This window comes from Streptomyces chisholmiae (genome assembly GCF_031845445.1).
Taxonomy (GTDB): domain Bacteria; phylum Actinomycetota; class Actinomycetes; order Streptomycetales; family Streptomycetaceae; genus Streptomyces; species Streptomyces chisholmiae.
Genome location: NZ_JAVREO010000011.1, coordinates 267,410 through 284,157 on the forward strand (window position 1 = coordinate 267,410; position 16,748 = coordinate 284,157).

The window sequence follows — 16,748 nt, forward strand, 5'->3', positions numbered from 1 at the left end:
CTCCCGGGCCGGGCGGCGCGCCGAAAACCGGCTGCGGGCCGCCGAGGCACTCGGCAGAGTGGGGCGCATGACGGGGTTGTACGAGATCCGCGCCGACTACGACGCGCACACCATCGTGGTCTACCAGGCGTACGCGCCCGCGATCGCCGAACCGGCGCTGGCCGCCGGCCGGTTCGTGCCGCCGTTCTCCTTCCACCGGATGACCTGGCTCAAGCCGTCCTTCCCCTGGCTGGCCCACCGCAGCAACTGGGGCCGGAAGCCGGGTCAGGAACGGGTGCTGGCGGTGCGGATCACCCGCGAGGGCTGGGAGCGGGCGCTGTCCGCCGCCGCCCTGACCACCGGCGACCCGGGGGCTCTGGCGCGGGCCGAGGTGCACGTCCAGTGGGACCCGGAACGCTCCCCGCGTGGGGCGGCGTTGAACCACTACAGCATCCAGGTCGGCGTCGGCCGCCAGCTGATCCGCGCCTTCAACGAGGAGTGGCTGGTCGGCCTCACCGACCTCACCCCGCGGGTCCGCAAGGCCGCCGCCCTGGTACACGCCGGGCAACTCGCCAAGGCCAGGCGGTACTTCCCGGCCGAACGCGACTACCCGCTGCCCCGCCCGCTCGCCGACCGGCTCTGCCGGGGGAGTTGATGGGCCGGGGCCGCCGCTGGCCCTCAGCCGGGGCGGGTCTCCCCGGTCTCGCTGCGCTGTTCGGCCTCGTCCAGCGCGAGGTCAAGCTCGGTGAGGTCCGGCGGGACCAGGGTGGTCGAGTCCACCAGCTCGCGCAGCAGGTTGTGCATCAGGGTGGCGTCGCTGGCGTCGTCGTCCTCCTCCCGCACCAGCTTGCCCTGCACCCGCCCGCTCAGGTGCAGCCGGCGGCGCACCGCGCCGACCCGTTCCTCGACCCGCCGCTTGGTCCAGCCGTACTCCGGGCGCAGCGCGCGGAGTTGGGCGACCGCCCGACGGTAGACCAGCGGGCGCGGCTCCAACTCGTACCGCAGGTACTCCTGGCCGAGCACGATCAGCGCCAGCCGTTCCGCGTCGTCCAGGGGCCAGCGCTTCGGCGGCACGGTCGGCGCGGTCTCCCGGGCGTTCGGTCCCGCGTCGTCGTAGTCGGTCACGTACAGCTCGATCAGGTGCTCGCGGAAGCCGGCGCCCCGGACGAAGACCGGGGTGTAGCCGGCGGCCAGCGGCACCGGCTCGGTGCTGGTGTGCAGCAGCTGCCCGCGGGGCAGCCGCAGCAGCCGCTGGCCGGTGTTGCGCAGCCACCAACTCCGGCCCTGGTAGGTCAGTTCGCCGTGCCGGCGGCTGACGCAGGTGTCGTCGCCGCCGACCTTCAGCTGGGCGTCGGGGGCGCCACCGCGCCCGAAGGTGACGGTGTGGCCGGCCAGCGGATCGGCCTGCACGCTGCCCGCCAGGCTTCTGGCCAGCAGTGTGCCCGGCCGCGCCGGGCCGGTGCCCGGCTGGAGCCGGGCCAGGCTCGGGGGACGGCGGGTGTTCGGCACCGCTCTTCTCCGGCTTCTTCCGTTTCGGTGGCCTGCGCGGCCCTTGCGGCACAGTGTCCCGGCAGCGGCCCGGGACCCCTCCCGGCCGGTGGTCGCGGCGCCGGCCCGGCTGGCCAGCGCCCGGTCGTCCGTCGTTCACCGGTCGGTCAACAGGCCGTCAACGGCTCGTCTACGGCCGTTCAGTGACCGTCCGCCGGCGGCAGTTCGGCGCTGGCCGCGTCGGCCAGCCCGGTGGCCATCGCGCACAGCGTGTCCATCGGCTCGGCCCCCCTGACGTGCAGCCGCACCATCTCGGCGTAGGTCTCGGCGTTGACCCCGCCGTAGCGGCGGTACTCCACGAAGACCGTGCAGCGCTCCTGCTCCGGCTCCGCCGCGACGACCGCCTCGTAGCCGTGCAGCCGGGTCGGGGTGCCGTGGCTGGCGTCCCGTGGCTGGTCCCGGTGGAAGACCACCTCCGCCTCCAGCCCGTGCTCCTCGCTCGCCCACTCGCACTCCCAGCGTTCGACGCCGACCTCCGGCTCGTCCTCGGCGAGGCCGGGCACCGCGGCCAGCGCCTCGGCGTCCAGCAGCGCGCAGGCGTCCGCCCAGACCAGCGAGGAGTCGGGGAGCGGCACCGCGCGGCGGGGGAGGGGGCCCGCGTTGAGGATCTCGGCGGTGCTCAGCGCCACCTGGTCGGCGACCGAGCAGAGCGCGAGCGAGCCGCCGGTGACCGTGCCGCGCTCCAGGTTGGCGCGGACCACCAGCACCGGGTCGTCCACGCCGGTGCCCGGCGGCACCAGCGTCTGCGCGCACTCGTCGTCCTCGGGCCGCTCCTCCACCACGCCGATCTCGCCGAGCGTCCTGGTGAGCGACGCGGCTTCCGGCCGGGCGCCCGGACGCAGCTGGACCGAGACGTCGATCCGGCTGCCGCCGGCGGGCTCGACGTTGGCCTCGCAGAGGTCGAAGTTGCCGAAGTCCACGTCGATCTTGTGGCGGCCCAGGGTCTCCAGGTCGGCCGCTTCGAGGGGGGCGCAGAGGTCGGCGGTGTGCGGGTCGCCGATCAGCGAGGCGGCGGCGCCGGCCGGGCTTTCCCGGTCGGCCTGGGCGTCGTCGCCGTCACTGGGGAACAGCAGCACGCCGGCGATCAGCCCGGCGATGCCGGCCGCCCCGGCGGCCAACGGCCAGCGGCGGCGCGGGCGGTGCCGCCAGCGCGGGCCGGCCGGGGGGCCCTCGGTCGGCTCGGCGGCGGTTCCCGGCTCCGCCGCGGCCGCCGGCTCCGCCGCCCGGTCCGCCTCCTCGGCGGTCCCCGCCGCCTCGCCGGTCGGCGCCGCGTCGGCCACCGTGGCCAGCAGCCGGCCGGCCTCCGCCGCGTCAGGCCGCTGCCGGGGGTCGCGGCGGAGCATCGCGGCGAGCACCGGGCGCAGCGGGCCCAACTCCTCGGTGGCCAGCTCGACCAGGCCCTGTTCGGCCTGCCAGTACCGCAGCAGCTCGGCGTCCTGCTCGTCCGTCCCGTCGCCGGAACCGCTGCCCGTCCCGTCGCCGGAACCGCCGCTCGTCCCGCTGCCCGTCTCGTCGTCCTGGTCGCCCGCGCCGGCGTCACCGCGCGGCGGCCGACCGGTGACCAGCGCGTGCAGGGTGGCCGCCAGCCCGAAGACGTCCGACGCGGGCTGTGGGATGGCCCCCCTGGCCAGCTCGGGCGCCGCGTAGTCCGGGGTGAAGCTGAACGGGCCGTTGACGGTCACCGTCTCCGTGCCGCGGAACCGGTAGGCGGCGCCGAAGTCCAGCAGCTTGGCGGCGCCGCGCCGGGAGAGGCCGATGTTGGCCGGCTTGAGGTCGCAGTGCACGATGCCGGCGGTGTGTAACGCGCCCAGCGCGTCCGCCAGTTGGGCGCCAATCCGGGCCGCGCGCGCCGGCGGCAGCGGCGGCTGCCGGTCCAGCCCGCCGCCGGGCAGGTACTCCATCACGAACCAGTACGCCGGGCCGCTCCCGGCCCCGCTCCCGGCCCCGTCCCGGCCGGCGTCCGGCGGGAGGGACACCACGTCCAGCAGGGTCACCACATGGGGGTGGTCGCGGAACTTGGCCAACGCGCGCGGCTCGCCCGGCGGCCGGTCCGTCGCCCCCGACCCGGCGTCCCGTCCCGGTTTGAGCGCCACGTCCTCGCCGACCAGCGGGTCGTGGGCCAGCCACACCTCACCGCTCCGCCCCCCACCGATCACCCGCTGGAGGACATAACGGCCGGCGAACTCGTCTCCGGGACGCACGCTCTACTCCCTCACACACCCCAACCCCGCGCGGCTCCACGGTCACGCGGGATACGAACCTACTGCGCCGCCCGGCGGGCGGGTGGCGACTTACCCAGCGTCTTCACCCGGCCCACACGCCGGCCGGCCGCGGGTCCGTCACCGCCGGGACCCCTCCCGGGCGTCCCGCCTACCATCATGCCGCCCAACTCCCCCTGGGGGGCGGGGAGCTGACGGAACCAGCCAGCAGGAGGACGTGGGATGACCCGAGGACGACCGACCGGACCCCGCCGCCGGGCAGTGGGAGCCCCGGCCCCCGGGCCGCTGGCCGCCGGCCTCGGCGCGCTGACGGCCGCGGCGGCCGTGACCCTGGCCGTGCCGACCGCCGCGCCCGCCACCGCCGCACCGGCCACCGCCGCACCGGCCGCCGTGCCCGCCGGCGAGCGGGCGGCCGACCGGCCCGCCGACGTCCTCGACCTGGACGACTGGAAGATCACCCTGCCGATCGGCGAGGACGGCGAGGACGGCGAGGACGACCGGCCGCTGGAGATATTCCAGCCCGAACTCGCCGACTACGCCCACGCCTCCTACTTCCGGGTCAGCGACGACGGGGACGCCGTCCGGTTCCGCGCCCCGGTGAACGGCGTCACCACCAGCGGCTCCAGCTATCCGCGGGCCGAGCTGCGGGAGATGGAGCCCGGCGGCGAGGACGAGACCGAGTGGTCGGCCACCTCGGGCACCCACACCATGACCGTCCGGGAGGCGTTCACCCACCTGCCGGCGGAGCGCCCCTACCTGGTCGGCGCCCAGATCCACGGCGGGGACGACGACGTGACCGTGGTGCGCCTGGAGGGCACCGAGCTGTGGATCACGGAGGGGGACACCCGCCACCACCACCTGATCACCGACGACTACGAGTTGGGCACCGTCTTCGAGGTCACCTACGTGGTGGCGGACGGCGAGATCGAGGTGTACTACAACGGCGAGTTGGAGACCACCCTCGAACACACCGACCCCACCAACTACTTCAAGGCCGGCGCCTACACCCAGGCCAACTGCGACAACTCCGCCCCCTGCGACGAGGACAACTACGGCGAGGTGGAGATCCACGAACTGACCATCACCCACGAGGAGTAGGCGGCCGGCCGCGGCGCCGCTGGTTCGACCGCGGGGGCCGAACCAGCGCCGCCGTGCCGGGGGACCTTCGGCGGGCGGGCCGTCAACGCAGACGTGGCTCCGGCGGGTTGGGCGGCGGCGGGTTGGTGCCGCCGTCCGCGCGGACCTCGACATCGGTGATCAGCGCGCCGCAGGCGGGGGTGGCCAGCCCGGTGGTCGAGGAGAACTCCAGGGTGTAGGAGTAGCCCTGGGCCACGAAGCTGAGGCTGTTCGGGGTGGACCAGTTGCCCGGGCCGCCCTGTGGCTCGTAGCTGCCGTACACCGTGTTGTGGACGCTGACGTCGTAGGACTGGTCATTGGCCCAGGCGCAGCCCGGCCAGGTGTCCCTGGCGTGCTTCCAGGTGATGGTGATCCGGGTGCCCGGCCGGGTCTCGAAGTCCTGCTGCACGGTGCCGGGGACGGTGCCGTTGAGGTTCAACGCCTGGTGCCGGCTCGGCGCCGCGGCCAGGTTCCGGCCGAAGACGTCGACGTCGCCCCTGGTCAGGGTCCAGTCCTCCAGCAGGAAGGCGTTGCCGGCGCCGATCAGCTGGTACGAGTTCTCGTTCACCGGCGGGCGGGCGAAGGTGCCGTTGCGGATGAGGTTCGGGCCCGCCGCGGTGGCGGGCTGGGCGAGGCAGACGAAGATCGCCATGATGACGGCGAGCAGTCCGCCGAGTCGGAGGGGTCGGTGCACGGGGTTCCTTCCGGTGGTCGGTTGGGCTGGTCAGACGGAGCGCGGTTCCGGCGGGTCGGGCGGGGTGGGGCCGGGGGCGCTGGAGGCGTGCGTCAGGTAGTAGATGAGGCCGGCGTCCTCGCCCAGCCAGATCTTGTGCGTCTTGGGTTCGGTGTCGTCCTGGAGCGCCGGGGTGTTCCAGATGTCCAGCCGTTCGCCGCTGGGCCCGAAGGCGCGGACCAGCGCGTACTCCAGCACCCATTCGGGCTGGCCGCCCCGGGGTTCGAAGCGCAGGTACACCGGGCGGTTGAGGTCCTTGGTGGTGAGCTGCGGTCGGGTGGGATCGTTGCGCGCGGCGTTGGCGACATTCGCCTCGGGGCCGCCCAGCTCGAATTTCCTGGTCGTGTTGCCCTGGAAGTCGGCGGGGTCCCCGGTGGTCAGCCGGAACTCCCGGCCGCCGAAGCCGAGAAAGACGGCACCGGTGGTGGGTTGACCGGATTCCCGGGCGGTGAGGATCTCGACCTGGACTCTGGTGATGTTGAACATGGTTGCCCCTCTTTCTGGCGGGGACGGGAAACGGGTGCGTTCGGCCCGGCCGGTCCGCCCCGAGGCCCCGACCGGGTGTTCCGGTGGGTTTGTTCGGGCCGGGTCGGCGGGGGACACCAAGGCTGATGACCGCCCACGCGGCGGCGGAAACCGGGCCGGTCGGCCGGCCATTCCTTCGCATGGAAGGAGCGGCGACGTCTTTCCCATACCGCGATTCGGTGTTAACGGGTCGGCCGGTGCCCGCACTTCACCGGATCGGTGAATCGTTCTTGCTTTCCCGTGTGATCGGAACCCACCATTTCCGGGTGCTTTCCTTTCGGTGGTGGAGAACCAGACCCCGCGCTGGTTTCCTGGGGTTTCTTGTCCCCCTTCCGAGTGGGGCGCGCATGGGGATCGACGACTCCGGTCATCTACCGGACGTCAAGGAAACGGTGTTTCGAGGAAGGCGAAGTCCCGCATATGCATACGCGACGCCTGCGCAGGACGTTCCTGACGGCGGCGCTGGCCGTGACCTCGGCCAGCCTGCTGACCTCCCACATCTCCGCCCACGCCGCCGAGCCGGAGACCGGGGCCGGCGCCCTCGGCCAGGCCCGGGAGCTGATCGTCGGCTACCGGCCCGACAGCCCGCTGGCCACCTCGGACGAGGCCGTCCAGGAGGCCCTGGCGACCCAACCGGCCGGTACCACCCTCTCCTTCGAGCGGCGGCTGGCCACCGGCGCCGTGCTGCTCGGGCTCGGTGACGACCCGTCGGCCGAGTCCCTCGCGGCCGCCGCCGACCAGCTGCTGGCCGATCCGGACGTCGCCTACGCCGAGCCCAACGGCATCGCCCAGCCGCACGCCGAGCCCAACGACCCGCACTACGGCTACCAGTGGGACCTGTTCGAGGAGGCGGGCGGCATGAACGTGCCGCCCGCCTGGGAGTTCGCCACCGGAGCCGGGGTGACGGTCGCGGTGGTCGACACCGGCTACGTCACCCACACCGACCTGGAGTCGCAGCTGGTGCACGGGTACGACTTCATCAGCGACCCCGAGCGGGCGCGCGACGGCGACGGGCGGGACGTCAACTACCACGACCCGGGCAGCTGGACCACGGACGGCCAGTGCGGGACCGACCAGCCCGGCCAGGAGACGACCTGGCACGGCACGCACGTCGCGGGCACCGTCGCCGCCGCGACCGACAACGGCAACGGCGTGGCCAGCACGGCGCACGGCGCCCGGGTGCAGCCGGTGCGGGCGCTCGGCGTGTGTGGCGGCACGCTGGCCGACATCGCCGAGGCGGTCGTCTGGGCCGCGGGCGGCTCGGTGGCCGGCGTGCCGGACAACCGGACCCCGGCCGACGTGATCAACCTGAGCCTGGGCGCCAAGATGCCCTGCGGCCCGACGTACCAGCAGGCCGTGGACGCCGCCGTCGGCCGGGGCGCCACGGTCGTGGTCTCGGCCGGGAACGACGGCGCCAACGCCGGGGACTACGCCCCGGCCAACTGCGCCAACGTGATCACCGTGGCCGCCAGCGGACGGGACGGCCGACTCGCCGGCTACTCCAACCGGGGCCAGCGGATCGACATCACCGCGCCCGGCGGCTCAGGACCCGGCGACGTGGAGAACAACATCCTGTCCACCTACAACGCCGGCATCAGCGACCCGGCCATGGAAAGCTACGCCTGGCTGCCCGGCACCAGCATGGCGGCGCCGCACATCTCGGCGCTGGCCGCGCTCCTGTTGGAGCTTCGGCCCGACCTCACCCCGGCTCAGCTGGAGCGGGCCATCGCCAGCACCGCCAGGCCGGTGCCCGGTTGCCCGGACGACTGCGGCGCCGGGCTGGCCGACGCCGGTGCCGCCGTCCGCGCGCTCGCCGGCTGACCTCGTGGCCCCGGCGCACGGGCCTCAGGCCGGCGGGTCCGCCGGGGTCTGCCGCGCCGGTTGAGTCGGGGCCCCGCGGGGCTCAGTCGGCCGGGGCCGCTTGGTCCGCCGGGGTCTTCGGGCCGCCGGCGTGGCCGTCCGCGTGGTCGTCCCCGCGGCCGGGGTCGCCGGCCGTCCGCTGGTCCAGCCGGCGCAGGATCGGGTCGGCGTCGTCGGCCGCCTGGGCCAGCAGCGCCAGCATGGCGGCCTGGGCGCCCGACGCGTCCCGCGCGCGGATCGCGTCCAGCACCGCGCGGTGGCTGGGCACCGGGTCGGCCGCGACCAGGTGCGAGTGGACCAGCAGGTCGCGCTCCCGCAGGCCCGGCTCCAGCAACACCTCCAGGCGGGCGAGGAGTTCGTTGCCGGTGGCGGCCAACAGCGCCCGGTGGAAGGCGCTGTCCGCCTCGGCGGCCGCCGCGTTGTCGCCGCCGGCGGCGGCCATCGCGGCCAGCGCCGCCTCCAGGGCGGCGAGATCCTCCGCGGTGTGGTGGACGGCCGCGCGGTGGGCGGCGGCCGGCTCGACGATGGCCCGCACGTCGGCCAGGTCCCGCATCAGCTGGCCGTAGTCGCCCCCCTCGACGCGCCAGCGGATGACGTCGGAGTCGAGCAGGTGCCAGGCGGCGCGGGGCCGCACGAACGTGCCGCGCTTCTGCCGGGCGTCCACCAGCCCCTTGCCGGCGAGCACCTTCAGGGACTCGCGGAGCACCGTCAGGCTCACGTCCAACTCCGCGCCCAGCGCGCGGACATCGAGCGTCTCGCCCTCCGTGTACTCGCCGCCGACGATGCGCGCGCCCAGGTGGTGCACCACCTGGCCGTGTACGCCCCGCCCGGAATAGGACGCCATCGCGGGTGTCCCCCCTCTCCGTGTCGCTCTCCGTCTCGCTTCGCCCGCCGCGCTCGGCACGGGCGGCAGGGGGTCACCCTACCGCGAGCATTATTTATGAATACATCTTGACATGGGGGGTCGCGCTGCGGACGATGAACGCACTTTCGAGCCGCCGACCGCTGGAGCGCCCTATGTTGTCCCTGGGTATCGATGTGCCCTCGCCACCGCGAAGCGGCCACCTGGACCTCGGAGGTCCGGCCGACGCCCCGGCCGCGATCCAGGTGGACAGCCGCTCCCTGTGGCGGGCCGGCCACCGCTGGCTCCCGGTGATGGGCGAGTTCCACTTCAGCCGCTACCCGCTCGCGGACTGGCGGGAGGAGCTGCTGAAGATCCGGGCCGGCGGCATCGACACCGTCGCCACCTACCTGTTCTGGAACCAGCACGAGGAGACCAGGGGCGACCACCGGTTCGACGGCGACCTGGACATCCGGCGCTTCGTGCGGCTGTGCGCCGAACTCGACCTCGCCGTCGTGGTGCGGATCGGCCCGTGGGCGCACGGCGAGTGCCGCAACGGCGGCTTCCCCGACTGGCTCGCCGAGGTCGACTGCGCGCCGCGCACCGACGACCCCCGCTACCTGGCGCTGGTCGAGCCGTACTACCGCCGCATCGCGCACGAGCTGCGCGGCCTGTCGGTCCTCGACGGCGGGCCGATCGTCGGCGTCCAGGTGGAGAACGAGCTGTACGACCAGCCCGGCCACCTGGCGACGCTGCGCCGGCTGGCCGAGGCCGCCGGCCTGCGGGCCCCGCTGTGGACCGCCACCGCCTGGGGCGCCGCGCAACTCCCGCCGGACGTGCTGCTCCCGCTCTACGGCGGCTACCCGGAGTCGTTCTGGGCGGACGCGCACGACGGCTGGGCCCGGGAGAACCGCCGGCACTACTTCTTCACGCCGATCCGCGACGACCACGCCATCGGCGCCGACCTGCGGGACACCGCCCCCGCCGGCAGCGGGCCCGACCCCGACCGCTACCCGTTCGCCACCTGCGAGTTGGGCGGCGGGATGGCCATCGCCTACCACCGCCGGCCGACCGTGCCGGCCGCCGACGTCAGCGCGCTGGCGCTGACCAAGCTGGGCTGCGGCTCGGTCTGGCAGGGCTACTACCTCTACCACGGCTGCTCGCAGCGCCAGGACCTGGCGACGCCCAACCAGGAGTCGCAGGCCACCGGCTACCCCAACGACCTGCCGCGGGTGAACTACGACTTCCAGGCGCCGCTGGGCGAGTTCGGACAGGTCAGGCCCGCCTTCCACGCGCTGCGTGCCCAGCACCTGTTCGTCCGGGACTCCGGGGCCGACCTGGCCGGCATGCCGCTGTGCCCGCCGGACCGGCAGCCGCCCGACCTGGACGACCGGGCCACCCTGCGCTGGGCGGCCCGCGGTGCCGACGGCCAGGCCTTCGTCTTCGTCAACAACCACCAGCCGCACGAGCCGCTGCCCGACCACGAGGGCGTCCAATTCACCGTGCGGCTGCCCGAGACCACCGTCACCTTCCCCGACACCCCGGTCACCGTCCGCTCCGGCGCGCACTTCGTCTGGCCGGTCGGCTACCAGCTGGGCGCCGGCGTCCGGCTGGCCTGGGCCACCGCCCAGCCCGTCACCCGGCTCACCGCCGAGGGCACGCCGCTGGCGGTCTTCACCGCGACGCCCGGCGTCCCGCCGACGTTCGCGCTCCCGGCGGGCACCGAGGTGGCCGCCCCCGCGCACGTCGCCCAGGTCACGGCCGGCCCGGACGGCGTCCTGGTCACGGTGACCGCGCCCGGCACCGAGGCGCTGCTGCGGATCACCGGGCCGGCGGGGACCGCCCGGCTGCTGGTGCTCGCCGCCGAGCAGGCGCCCCAACTCCACCGCGTCCCGCTGGCCGGCGCCGACCGGCTGGTGCTCTGCGCCGACCTGGTGCTGGCGGACGGGCCCGAGCTGCGCGTGCACACCGAGGCCGACCGCCTCGACCTCGCCGTCTACCCGGCGCCCGAGGCGCTGACCGGCCCCGGCTGGACGCCGGCCGGCGTGGACGGCGTCTTCGCCCGCTGGACGGCCGGGCCGCCGGCGCCCGCCGGCACCGGCCCGCTGCCGGTGGTGGCGACGCGCGCCGAGGCGACCGCGCCGCCGGCCCGCACCGGCGGCCCGGCCGGCCGCGCCTCGGCGCCCGAGGACGCGGCCTTCGAGGACGCGGCCCGCTACCTGATCGAGGTGCCGGCGGCCGCCTTCGACGGCGACGGCGAGCTGCTGGCCCGGATCAGCTACACCGGCGACGTGGCCCGCGCCTATGTGAACGGCCGGCTGATCGCCGACCACTTCTGGTACGGCCCGGACTGGGAGCTGGGCCTGCGGCGGTTCGCCGCCGACGTCGTCGAACACGGCCTGGAGCTGCGGGTCCTGCCGCTGGCCGCCGAATCGGCGGTGCACGTCAGCCCCGCCGCCCGGGCCGGCCTGGACGCCGCCCGGCACACGGCGCGGATCGACGCCGTGACACTCGTCCCGCTGCACCGCCTCGCGCTGCGGCCGGCCACCGGGAGCAGCGATGCCTGAACCGACACCCAACCGGCGCGCCCTGCTGCGCGGTCTGACCGGGCTCGGCCTGGCCGCGCTGGCCGGCCCGGCGCTGGCCGCCTGCGGCCGGGCGGACGCCACCCCCGTCACCTCGGGCCGGGTCGACCTGCGGCTGTGGACCCACGACCCGGGCTACATCGCCACCTTCGAGACCGCCGTCACGGACGACACCCTGGTCGGCGACTCCGCCTACCGGTTCGGGCTGAACGTCACCAGCGCCGCGCCGCCGGACATCGTGACCCGGATGATCACCCAGGCGGTCGCCGACGGGAACACCCCGGACCTGGCGGGCGTCGTCATCGACCAGTTCCCCCGGGTGATGGGCTCCGGCATCGCCGAGCACCTGTTCACCGACCTCACCGAGACCGTGGCCCCGTTCGACGGCGAACTCCTCAAGCTGGCCCCCTACTCGGTGGCCGGCAAGCCCTACGGCCTGGACTCCGACAACTCCATCTCGGTGCTGTACTACCGGGAGGACCTGTTCGCCGAGCACCGGGTCCCGGAGTCCGTCGCGACCTGGGAGGAGCTGGCCGAACACGGCGAACGCCTCGCCCGGGACCACGACATCAGCCTGGGCATGGTCGCCACCGGCGACAACGGCTCCGTCGTCAACGGCTTCCTGCAGCTGCTGCTGCAGCGCGGCGGCGCCGCGTTCGACGCGACGGGCGAGCTGGCGCTGGAGTCCGACGAGGCCCTAGAGGTGCTGGAGTTCATGGCGGCCGGCGTCCGCTCCGGCTACCTGATCGCGCTGCCCGACCCCTACGGCAGCGCCTGCGCCGCCGCCCTGAAGTCCGGCCGGCTGGCGGCCACCGTCATGCCCAACTGGTACAACGCCTACGGGCTCCAGGCCAACGTGCCGGAGCAGGCCGGGCGTTGGCGGATGCGGACACTGCCGAGGTTCGCCGGCGGCGGGCACCTGGCGTCCACCATGGGCGGCACCGGGTTCACCGTGCTGAAGGACAAGGCGAACTCGCAAGCCGCCCTGGAGCTGCTGACCCGGGTCTACCTCACCCGCGAGGGGCAGCTCCTGCGCTACCACTCCGGCGGCTTCCTCCCCACCCTCAGCGGCCTCTACCAGGACCCCGAGCTGCTCGCCGTCGAGGACGCCTACCTGGGCGGGCAGCGGGTCTTCGACGTCTACGCGCCCGCCGCCGCCGACCTGCCCACCTTCTACCAGGCGCCCGGGATGCAGATCCTCACCGACGTGCTGGGCGGGCCCGTGCTGGACGCCCTCAAGGGGCGCACATCCCCGGACGCCGCCCTGGAGGCCGGCGTCCGGGCCTACCGACAGCAGGTGAAGCGTTGACCGCACCGACCGTCCGACGGGCCGGGCCGCCGGCCACCGAGCCCCGCCAGTCCTGGTGGTCCCGGCACCAACGGAGCCTGGCCCCCTACGTGTTCATCTCGCCCTTCTACCTGCTCTACGTGCTCTTCCTGCTGGTGCCGATCCTGGTCGGGGTCTACCTCAGCTGCACCGAGTGGGCGGGCCTGGGCACCCCCCGCTGGGTCGGCCTGCGCAACTACCGGGACCTGCTGACCGACAACAGCTTCTGGACCTCGGTCGGCAACACCGCCTTCTACGTCGCCTTCACCCTCGCCGTCGTGGTGCCGGCCGCGCTGTTCATAGCCCAGGCGCTCAACTCCCGCGGCCTGCGCGGCCGGGACGTGTTCCGGCTGGCCTACTTCATGCCGGTGGTCATCTCGCCCATCGTCATCACTCTGGTCTTCGGGCTGTTCTTCGACAACGAGTTCGGGCTGATCAACGGCACCCTCCAGGCACTGTTCGGGTTCGGCGGCATCGACTGGCTCGGCGACCCGGCGTGGGCCAGGATCACCGTGGTCATCCTGGTGCTGTGGCGCTGGACCGGCTACCTGACCATCTTCTTCCTCGCCGGCCTGCAGAACGTGCCCCGCGAGCTGCACGAGGCCGCCGCCATCGACGGCGCCGGGCCGATCCGCCGGTTCTTCGACGTGACCCTGCCGTCGCTGCGCCCGGTGACCGCGTTCGTCGCCGTCACGGTGCTGGTCAGCACGGCGCAGATCTTCGACGAGCCGTTCCTGCTCACCCAGGGCGGTCCGGGCGAGTCCACCCTCTCGGTCGCCATGTTCATCTACCGCGCCGGGTTCCAACGCCAGCAGCTCGGCTACGCGGCGGCCGCCGGCGTCCTGCTGTTCCTCGTCGTCTTCGCCCTCGGCTACCTGACCAACCGGATCACGGGCGTGGGAAGGGAGTCCCGATGACCACGGTCACCACCCCCGCGCCCGTCCGGCCGGCCCGGGCCGGCCGTCGCCGTCCGGCCGGCGGCCGGGTGCTGCTCTACGCGTTCCTGGTCACCCTGCTGGTGGCGTTCGCGCTGCCGCTGCTGTGGGCGCTGTCCGCCTCCTTCAAGGCGCGCGGCGACATCTTCTCCTACCCGCCGCAGCCGCTGCCGCTGCCCGGGACGCTGGAGAACTACCGTGGCCTGCTGGACGGGCAGCCGTTCTGGAGTTGGTTCGTCATCAGCACGGTGGTCGCCACCCTCTCCACGGTGATCGCCATGGGCCTGTGCTCGCTGGCCGGCTTCGCCTTCGCCAAGTACCAGTTCCGCGGCCGGAACGTGCTGTTCAACATCATGTTCAGCTCGCTGGCCGTGCCGTTCGCGGTGATCGTCGTCCCGCTCTTCATCATGGTCGCCAAGGCCCAGCTGACCACGCCCTACTTCGCCCTGGTGGTGCCCTGGGTGGCGCCCGCCTTCGGCATCTTCATGATGCGCCAGTACACCGAACAGGCCGTGCCGGACGCCGTGTTGGACGCCGCCCGGGTGGACGGCTGCACCGAGTTCGGGCTCTTCCGCCGGGTGGTGCTGCCGCTGCTGCGGCCGGCGCTCGGCGCGCTCGGCGTGTGGTCCTTCCTCAACAGCTACAACAGCCTGATCTGGCCGCTGATCGTGATCAGCGAACCCGGCGACTACACCCTGCCGTTGGGCATCCAGGCGCTCTTCGGCGCCACCGGCCGCAGCTACGACCTGGTGCTCGCCGCCTCCGTGCTGGCCGCCGTGCCGAGCCTGCTGGTCTTCTTCCTGCTGCGCAAGCAGCTGCTGGAAGGGCTCACCGCCGGCGCCGTCAAGTCCTGAGCCCCGCACGACCGTTCACCGCACCCGCACCCCCACCCGAAAGGCCCACCCGTGCCCACGCCGCTCCCGGCCCAGCTGCCCGCGAAGCTGACCATCTCCCTCTGGGACTTCACCTGGTACACCCGCACCGGCCCCGGCGAGCCCTTCGCCGACCTCGACCGGGCCTTCACCGAGGCAGCCGAGCGGGGCCACAACACCATCCGGATCTGCGCCATGCCGTTCCTGCTCTTCGGGTCCGGGCTGGACACCTCCCGGCTGCGCCTGGGCCCGCTGGGCGGCTCCTACGGGCAGCGGGTGCGCTGGTACGACGTCGCCGGCGAGACCGAGATCGACGGCCGGGCCCAGCTGTTGGCGCTCTTCCAGGCGGCCCGCCGGCACGACTTCCACGTGATCCTCTCCAGCTGGGAGTACCAGCAGAGCCCGTCGTTCGCGGGGGACCGGGCCTGGTTCGACGCGCTGCTCGCCATCGACCCGGAGCACCGGGCCGAGGCCCTGGCCGACGCCCTCGCCGACCTGATCGACTTCCTCGCCGCGCACGACGGCCTGGACGACCGGATCGCCTTCACCGAACTGCACAACGAGGTGCAGGCCGGCCGCCTCGCCGACGGCCTGCCGGGCCTGGCCGACCCCGTGGTCGAGCTGAAGGACCGGCTGACCCGCGGCATCGAGCGCTTCAAGAGCCGCCACCCGGACCGCCCCGTCACCGTCAACTACGCGACGGTGCCGGTCGGCGCGCTGCGCGGGGTGCCGGAGAACGTGGACGTCGCGGTCTTCCACCCCTATGTCTACGGCGTGTTGGACGAGCTGCTGGACGCCTTCGCGCTGCGCGACCTGGACCGGCCGTTCCCGCAGGAGCGGGCCCGCCGCGAGCTGCTCCGCCCGGACGCCCCCGACCTGGCCGACTGGGCGCCGCCGGAGGCCGACCGGTGGCGGCTGACCGCCACCGTGGTCGGCGTCCGCGAGATCTACGTCCACGACTGGTGCGACCCGGACAAGTGGGACGCCTGGCTCTACGACCGGTACGCCACCCACCGGTTGGCGATGGAGCAGCGGCTGGTCACCTGGATCGAGGCCGCCGCCGACTGGGCCGCGGCGGCCGGAGTGCCGCTGGTCTTCGGCGAGGGCTGGGTCGGCTACACCCCGCCGCACGGCACCTTCGAGGAGGGCCCGGTCGGCGCCGCGTTCTGCCGGCTGGCCGTCGCCGAGAGCGCCCGGGTCGGCGCCCGCGGCACCCTCGTCTGCTCCAACGCGGCCCCGCACCACGCCATGTGGCAGGACGTGGCGCTGCAACGCGAGTGCAACGCGCTCTTCCGCGGCGACTCCGTCTGAGCTGACACCCGCCACGGGCCCGGGCGGGCGCGCGGCCGGTCCCTCCGGCCACGCGCCCGCCCGTCGTGCCTCGGCCGGCGCCGACCCTCAGCCGCCCGGGTGCTCCGAGACCGCGGCCACCACGGCGGCGTGTACCCGCGGCAGGTAGGTGTCGCCGAGCCAGGCCGCCAACTCCTCGTCGGTGAACGGGTAGACCCGCTCGGTCTGCTCCCGCCACCAGATGAGGGGGTCGGCGTCGTAGTTGATCTCGGCGGTGATCGACCACCCGCCGTCGAGGATCGTGCCGCGCAGGAAGCGCAGGGTCGCGAAGGAGTCGGGCACGGTGCCGGCGAGCACGAGCTGGCCGCCGTCCCAGTCGCCGGTCAGGGTCCGTTCCTCCATCACCTGGCGGCCCTCGACCCCGGTGGTCTCCGCCGCCCAGGCGTCCCGGGCGATGCGGAACCGCTCGTCCCAGGCCGCGGCCGAGTCGTAGTAGTTGACGCGCAGGTACATGAAGCCGGCCAGGCTGTCGTCGGTGTCCGTCTCGCCGGTGGCCAGCAGCCGCTGCCACAGCGGCATGTCGAAGGCGGGCACGTCGCAGTCGCTGACGTCGGTGGCGAAGCCGCCGCCCGCCGCGCCCTCGCCCGGCGTGACGCCGAACTCCCGGATGTCCATCAGTACCTAGCCAGGGGACGCCCCACTTTAGCGGGGTGGGGAATGGCTTCTGAGCCTTGCTCTGACCTCAACTGTGTGCATGGATCTGCACTGTTCACCTGGGCCCACCTTTCTGGCGCACTAGACTTGCGGCGCGTGTATAGTGATCGCGTGGCCGTGACCAGGAAGGTTCGCCGATTCTCCGGCGGCGTGTACGACCTCGGACTCCACATCGTGTGGTGCCCGAAGTACCGCCGTTCGGTC

14 protein-coding genes and 1 pseudogene are annotated in these 16,748 nt (G+C 73.8%); 9 read left to right on the forward strand and 6 right to left on the reverse strand.

Annotated elements, in window-relative coordinates:
• The first annotated feature begins 67 nt into the window (after positions 1-67).
• Positions 68-634, forward strand: a complete 567-nt coding sequence (locus tag RM844_RS19910) for a DUF4291 domain-containing protein (RefSeq protein WP_311668641.1) — start codon at positions 68-70, stop codon at positions 632-634.
• A gap of 23 nt (positions 635-657) precedes the next feature.
• Here RM844_RS19910 and RM844_RS19915 read toward each other — a convergent pair whose 3' ends face one another.
• Together RM844_RS19915 and RM844_RS19920 are read right to left on the reverse strand one after the other, a co-directional pair.
• Complete coding sequence (locus tag RM844_RS19915; RefSeq protein ID WP_311668642.1) at positions 658-1,488, reverse strand: FHA domain-containing protein; 831 nt, start codon at positions 1,486-1,488, stop codon at positions 658-660.
• Positions 1,489-1,667: 179 nt separating this feature from the next.
• Positions 1,668-3,728, reverse strand: coding sequence for a serine/threonine-protein kinase (locus tag RM844_RS19920; protein WP_311668643.1), 2,061 nt, complete (start codon positions 3,726-3,728; stop codon positions 1,668-1,670).
• A gap of 240 nt (positions 3,729-3,968) precedes the next feature.
• Between RM844_RS19920 and RM844_RS19925 the strand changes: the two genes are divergently transcribed.
• Positions 3,969-4,844, forward strand: a complete 876-nt coding sequence (locus RM844_RS19925) for a polysaccharide lyase family 7 protein (RefSeq protein ID WP_311668644.1) — start codon at positions 3,969-3,971, stop codon at positions 4,842-4,844.
• Positions 4,845-4,926: 82 nt separating this feature from the next.
• On the opposite strand, the gene RM844_RS19930 is transcribed toward RM844_RS19925, so the two are convergent.
• Entirely contained in the window at positions 4,927-5,556 is a 630-nt protein-coding gene (locus tag RM844_RS19930) for a DUF642 domain-containing protein (protein ID WP_311668645.1), read from the reverse strand.
• 30 nt (positions 5,557-5,586) lie between these two features.
• Positions 5,587-6,081, reverse strand: coding sequence for a hypothetical protein (locus tag RM844_RS19935; RefSeq protein WP_311668646.1), 495 nt, complete (start codon positions 6,079-6,081; stop codon positions 5,587-5,589).
• Positions 6,082-6,540: 459 nt separating this feature from the next.
• Between RM844_RS19935 and RM844_RS19940 the strand changes: the two genes are divergently transcribed.
• Entirely contained in the window at positions 6,541-7,941 is a 1,401-nt protein-coding gene (locus RM844_RS19940; RefSeq protein WP_311668647.1) for a S8 family peptidase, read from the forward strand.
• An 82-nt stretch (positions 7,942-8,023) separates the two neighbouring features.
• Here the strand turns inward: RM844_RS19940 and RM844_RS19945 are convergent, their stop codons facing one another.
• Entirely contained in the window at positions 8,024-8,824 is an 801-nt protein-coding gene (locus RM844_RS19945) for a FadR/GntR family transcriptional regulator (RefSeq protein ID WP_311668648.1), read from the reverse strand.
• A 173-nt stretch (positions 8,825-8,997) separates the two neighbouring features.
• Between RM844_RS19945 and RM844_RS19950 the strand changes: the two genes are divergently transcribed.
• Genes RM844_RS19950 through RM844_RS19970 form a run of 5 tightly spaced genes read left to right on the forward strand, consistent with a single transcriptional unit; the run spans position 8,998 to position 15,851 of the window.
• The gene (locus RM844_RS19950) at positions 8,998-11,388 is read left to right on the forward strand and encodes a beta-galactosidase (RefSeq protein WP_311668649.1); all 2,391 of its coding nucleotides are present in this window, start codon (positions 8,998-9,000) and stop codon (positions 11,386-11,388) included.
• Positions 11,381-12,715: an ABC transporter substrate-binding protein gene (locus tag RM844_RS19955; RefSeq protein ID WP_311668650.1), complete on the forward strand. Its 1,335-nt coding sequence runs from the start codon at positions 11,381-11,383 to the stop codon at positions 12,713-12,715. Before RM844_RS19950 ends, RM844_RS19955 begins: the two co-directional genes overlap by 8 nt.
• A complete protein-coding gene (locus RM844_RS19960) occupies positions 12,712-13,650 on the forward strand; it encodes a carbohydrate ABC transporter permease (protein WP_311668651.1) in 939 nt (312 codons plus the stop codon). The genes RM844_RS19955 and RM844_RS19960 overlap by 4 nt, the downstream gene beginning before the upstream one ends.
• Complete coding sequence (locus tag RM844_RS19965; protein WP_311668652.1) at positions 13,647-14,522, forward strand: carbohydrate ABC transporter permease; 876 nt, start codon at positions 13,647-13,649, stop codon at positions 14,520-14,522. Before RM844_RS19960 ends, RM844_RS19965 begins: the two co-directional genes overlap by 4 nt.
• 51 nt (positions 14,523-14,573) lie before the next feature.
• On the forward strand, positions 14,574-15,851 hold the full coding sequence (locus RM844_RS19970; RefSeq protein WP_311668653.1) for a cellulase-like family protein: 1,278 nt from the start codon (positions 14,574-14,576) through the stop codon (positions 15,849-15,851).
• Positions 15,852-15,938: 87 nt separating this feature from the next.
• Here the strand turns inward: RM844_RS19970 and RM844_RS19975 are convergent, their stop codons facing one another.
• On the reverse strand, positions 15,939-16,505 hold the full coding sequence (locus RM844_RS19975) for a hypothetical protein (RefSeq protein ID WP_311668654.1): 567 nt from the start codon (positions 16,503-16,505) through the stop codon (positions 15,939-15,941).
• Positions 16,506-16,655: 150 nt separating this feature from the next.
• Between RM844_RS19975 and RM844_RS33750 the strand changes: the two are divergent.
• Positions 16,656-16,748, forward strand: a pseudogene (locus tag RM844_RS33750) (IS200/IS605 family transposase); the annotation flags it as partial.

Excerpts from the sequence above, each read along its gene's own strand:
- RM844_RS19940 (WP_311668647.1), top strand. The coding sequence starts at position 6,541 with ATGCATACGCGACGCCTGCGCAGGACGTTCCTGACGGCGGCGCTGGCC.
- RM844_RS19950 (WP_311668649.1), top strand. The coding sequence starts at position 8,998 with ATGTTGTCCCTGGGTATCGATGTGCCCTCGCCACCGCGAAGCGGCCAC.
- RM844_RS19975 (WP_311668654.1), bottom strand. The coding sequence starts at position 16,505 with ATGGACATCCGGGAGTTCGGCGTCACGCCGGGCGAGGGCGCGGCGGGC.
- RM844_RS19910 (WP_311668641.1), top strand. The coding sequence starts at position 68 with ATGACGGGGTTGTACGAGATCCGCGCCGACTACGACGCGCACACCATC.
- RM844_RS19935 (WP_311668646.1), bottom strand. The coding sequence starts at position 6,081 with ATGTTCAACATCACCAGAGTCCAGGTCGAGATCCTCACCGCCCGGGAA.
- RM844_RS19945 (WP_311668648.1), bottom strand. The coding sequence starts at position 8,824 with ATGGCGTCCTATTCCGGGCGGGGCGTACACGGCCAGGTGGTGCACCAC.
- RM844_RS19925 (WP_311668644.1), top strand. The coding sequence starts at position 3,969 with ATGACCCGAGGACGACCGACCGGACCCCGCCGCCGGGCAGTGGGAGCC.
- RM844_RS19965 (WP_311668652.1), top strand. The coding sequence starts at position 13,647 with ATGACCACGGTCACCACCCCCGCGCCCGTCCGGCCGGCCCGGGCCGGC.
- RM844_RS19955 (WP_311668650.1), top strand. The coding sequence starts at position 11,381 with ATGCCTGAACCGACACCCAACCGGCGCGCCCTGCTGCGCGGTCTGACC.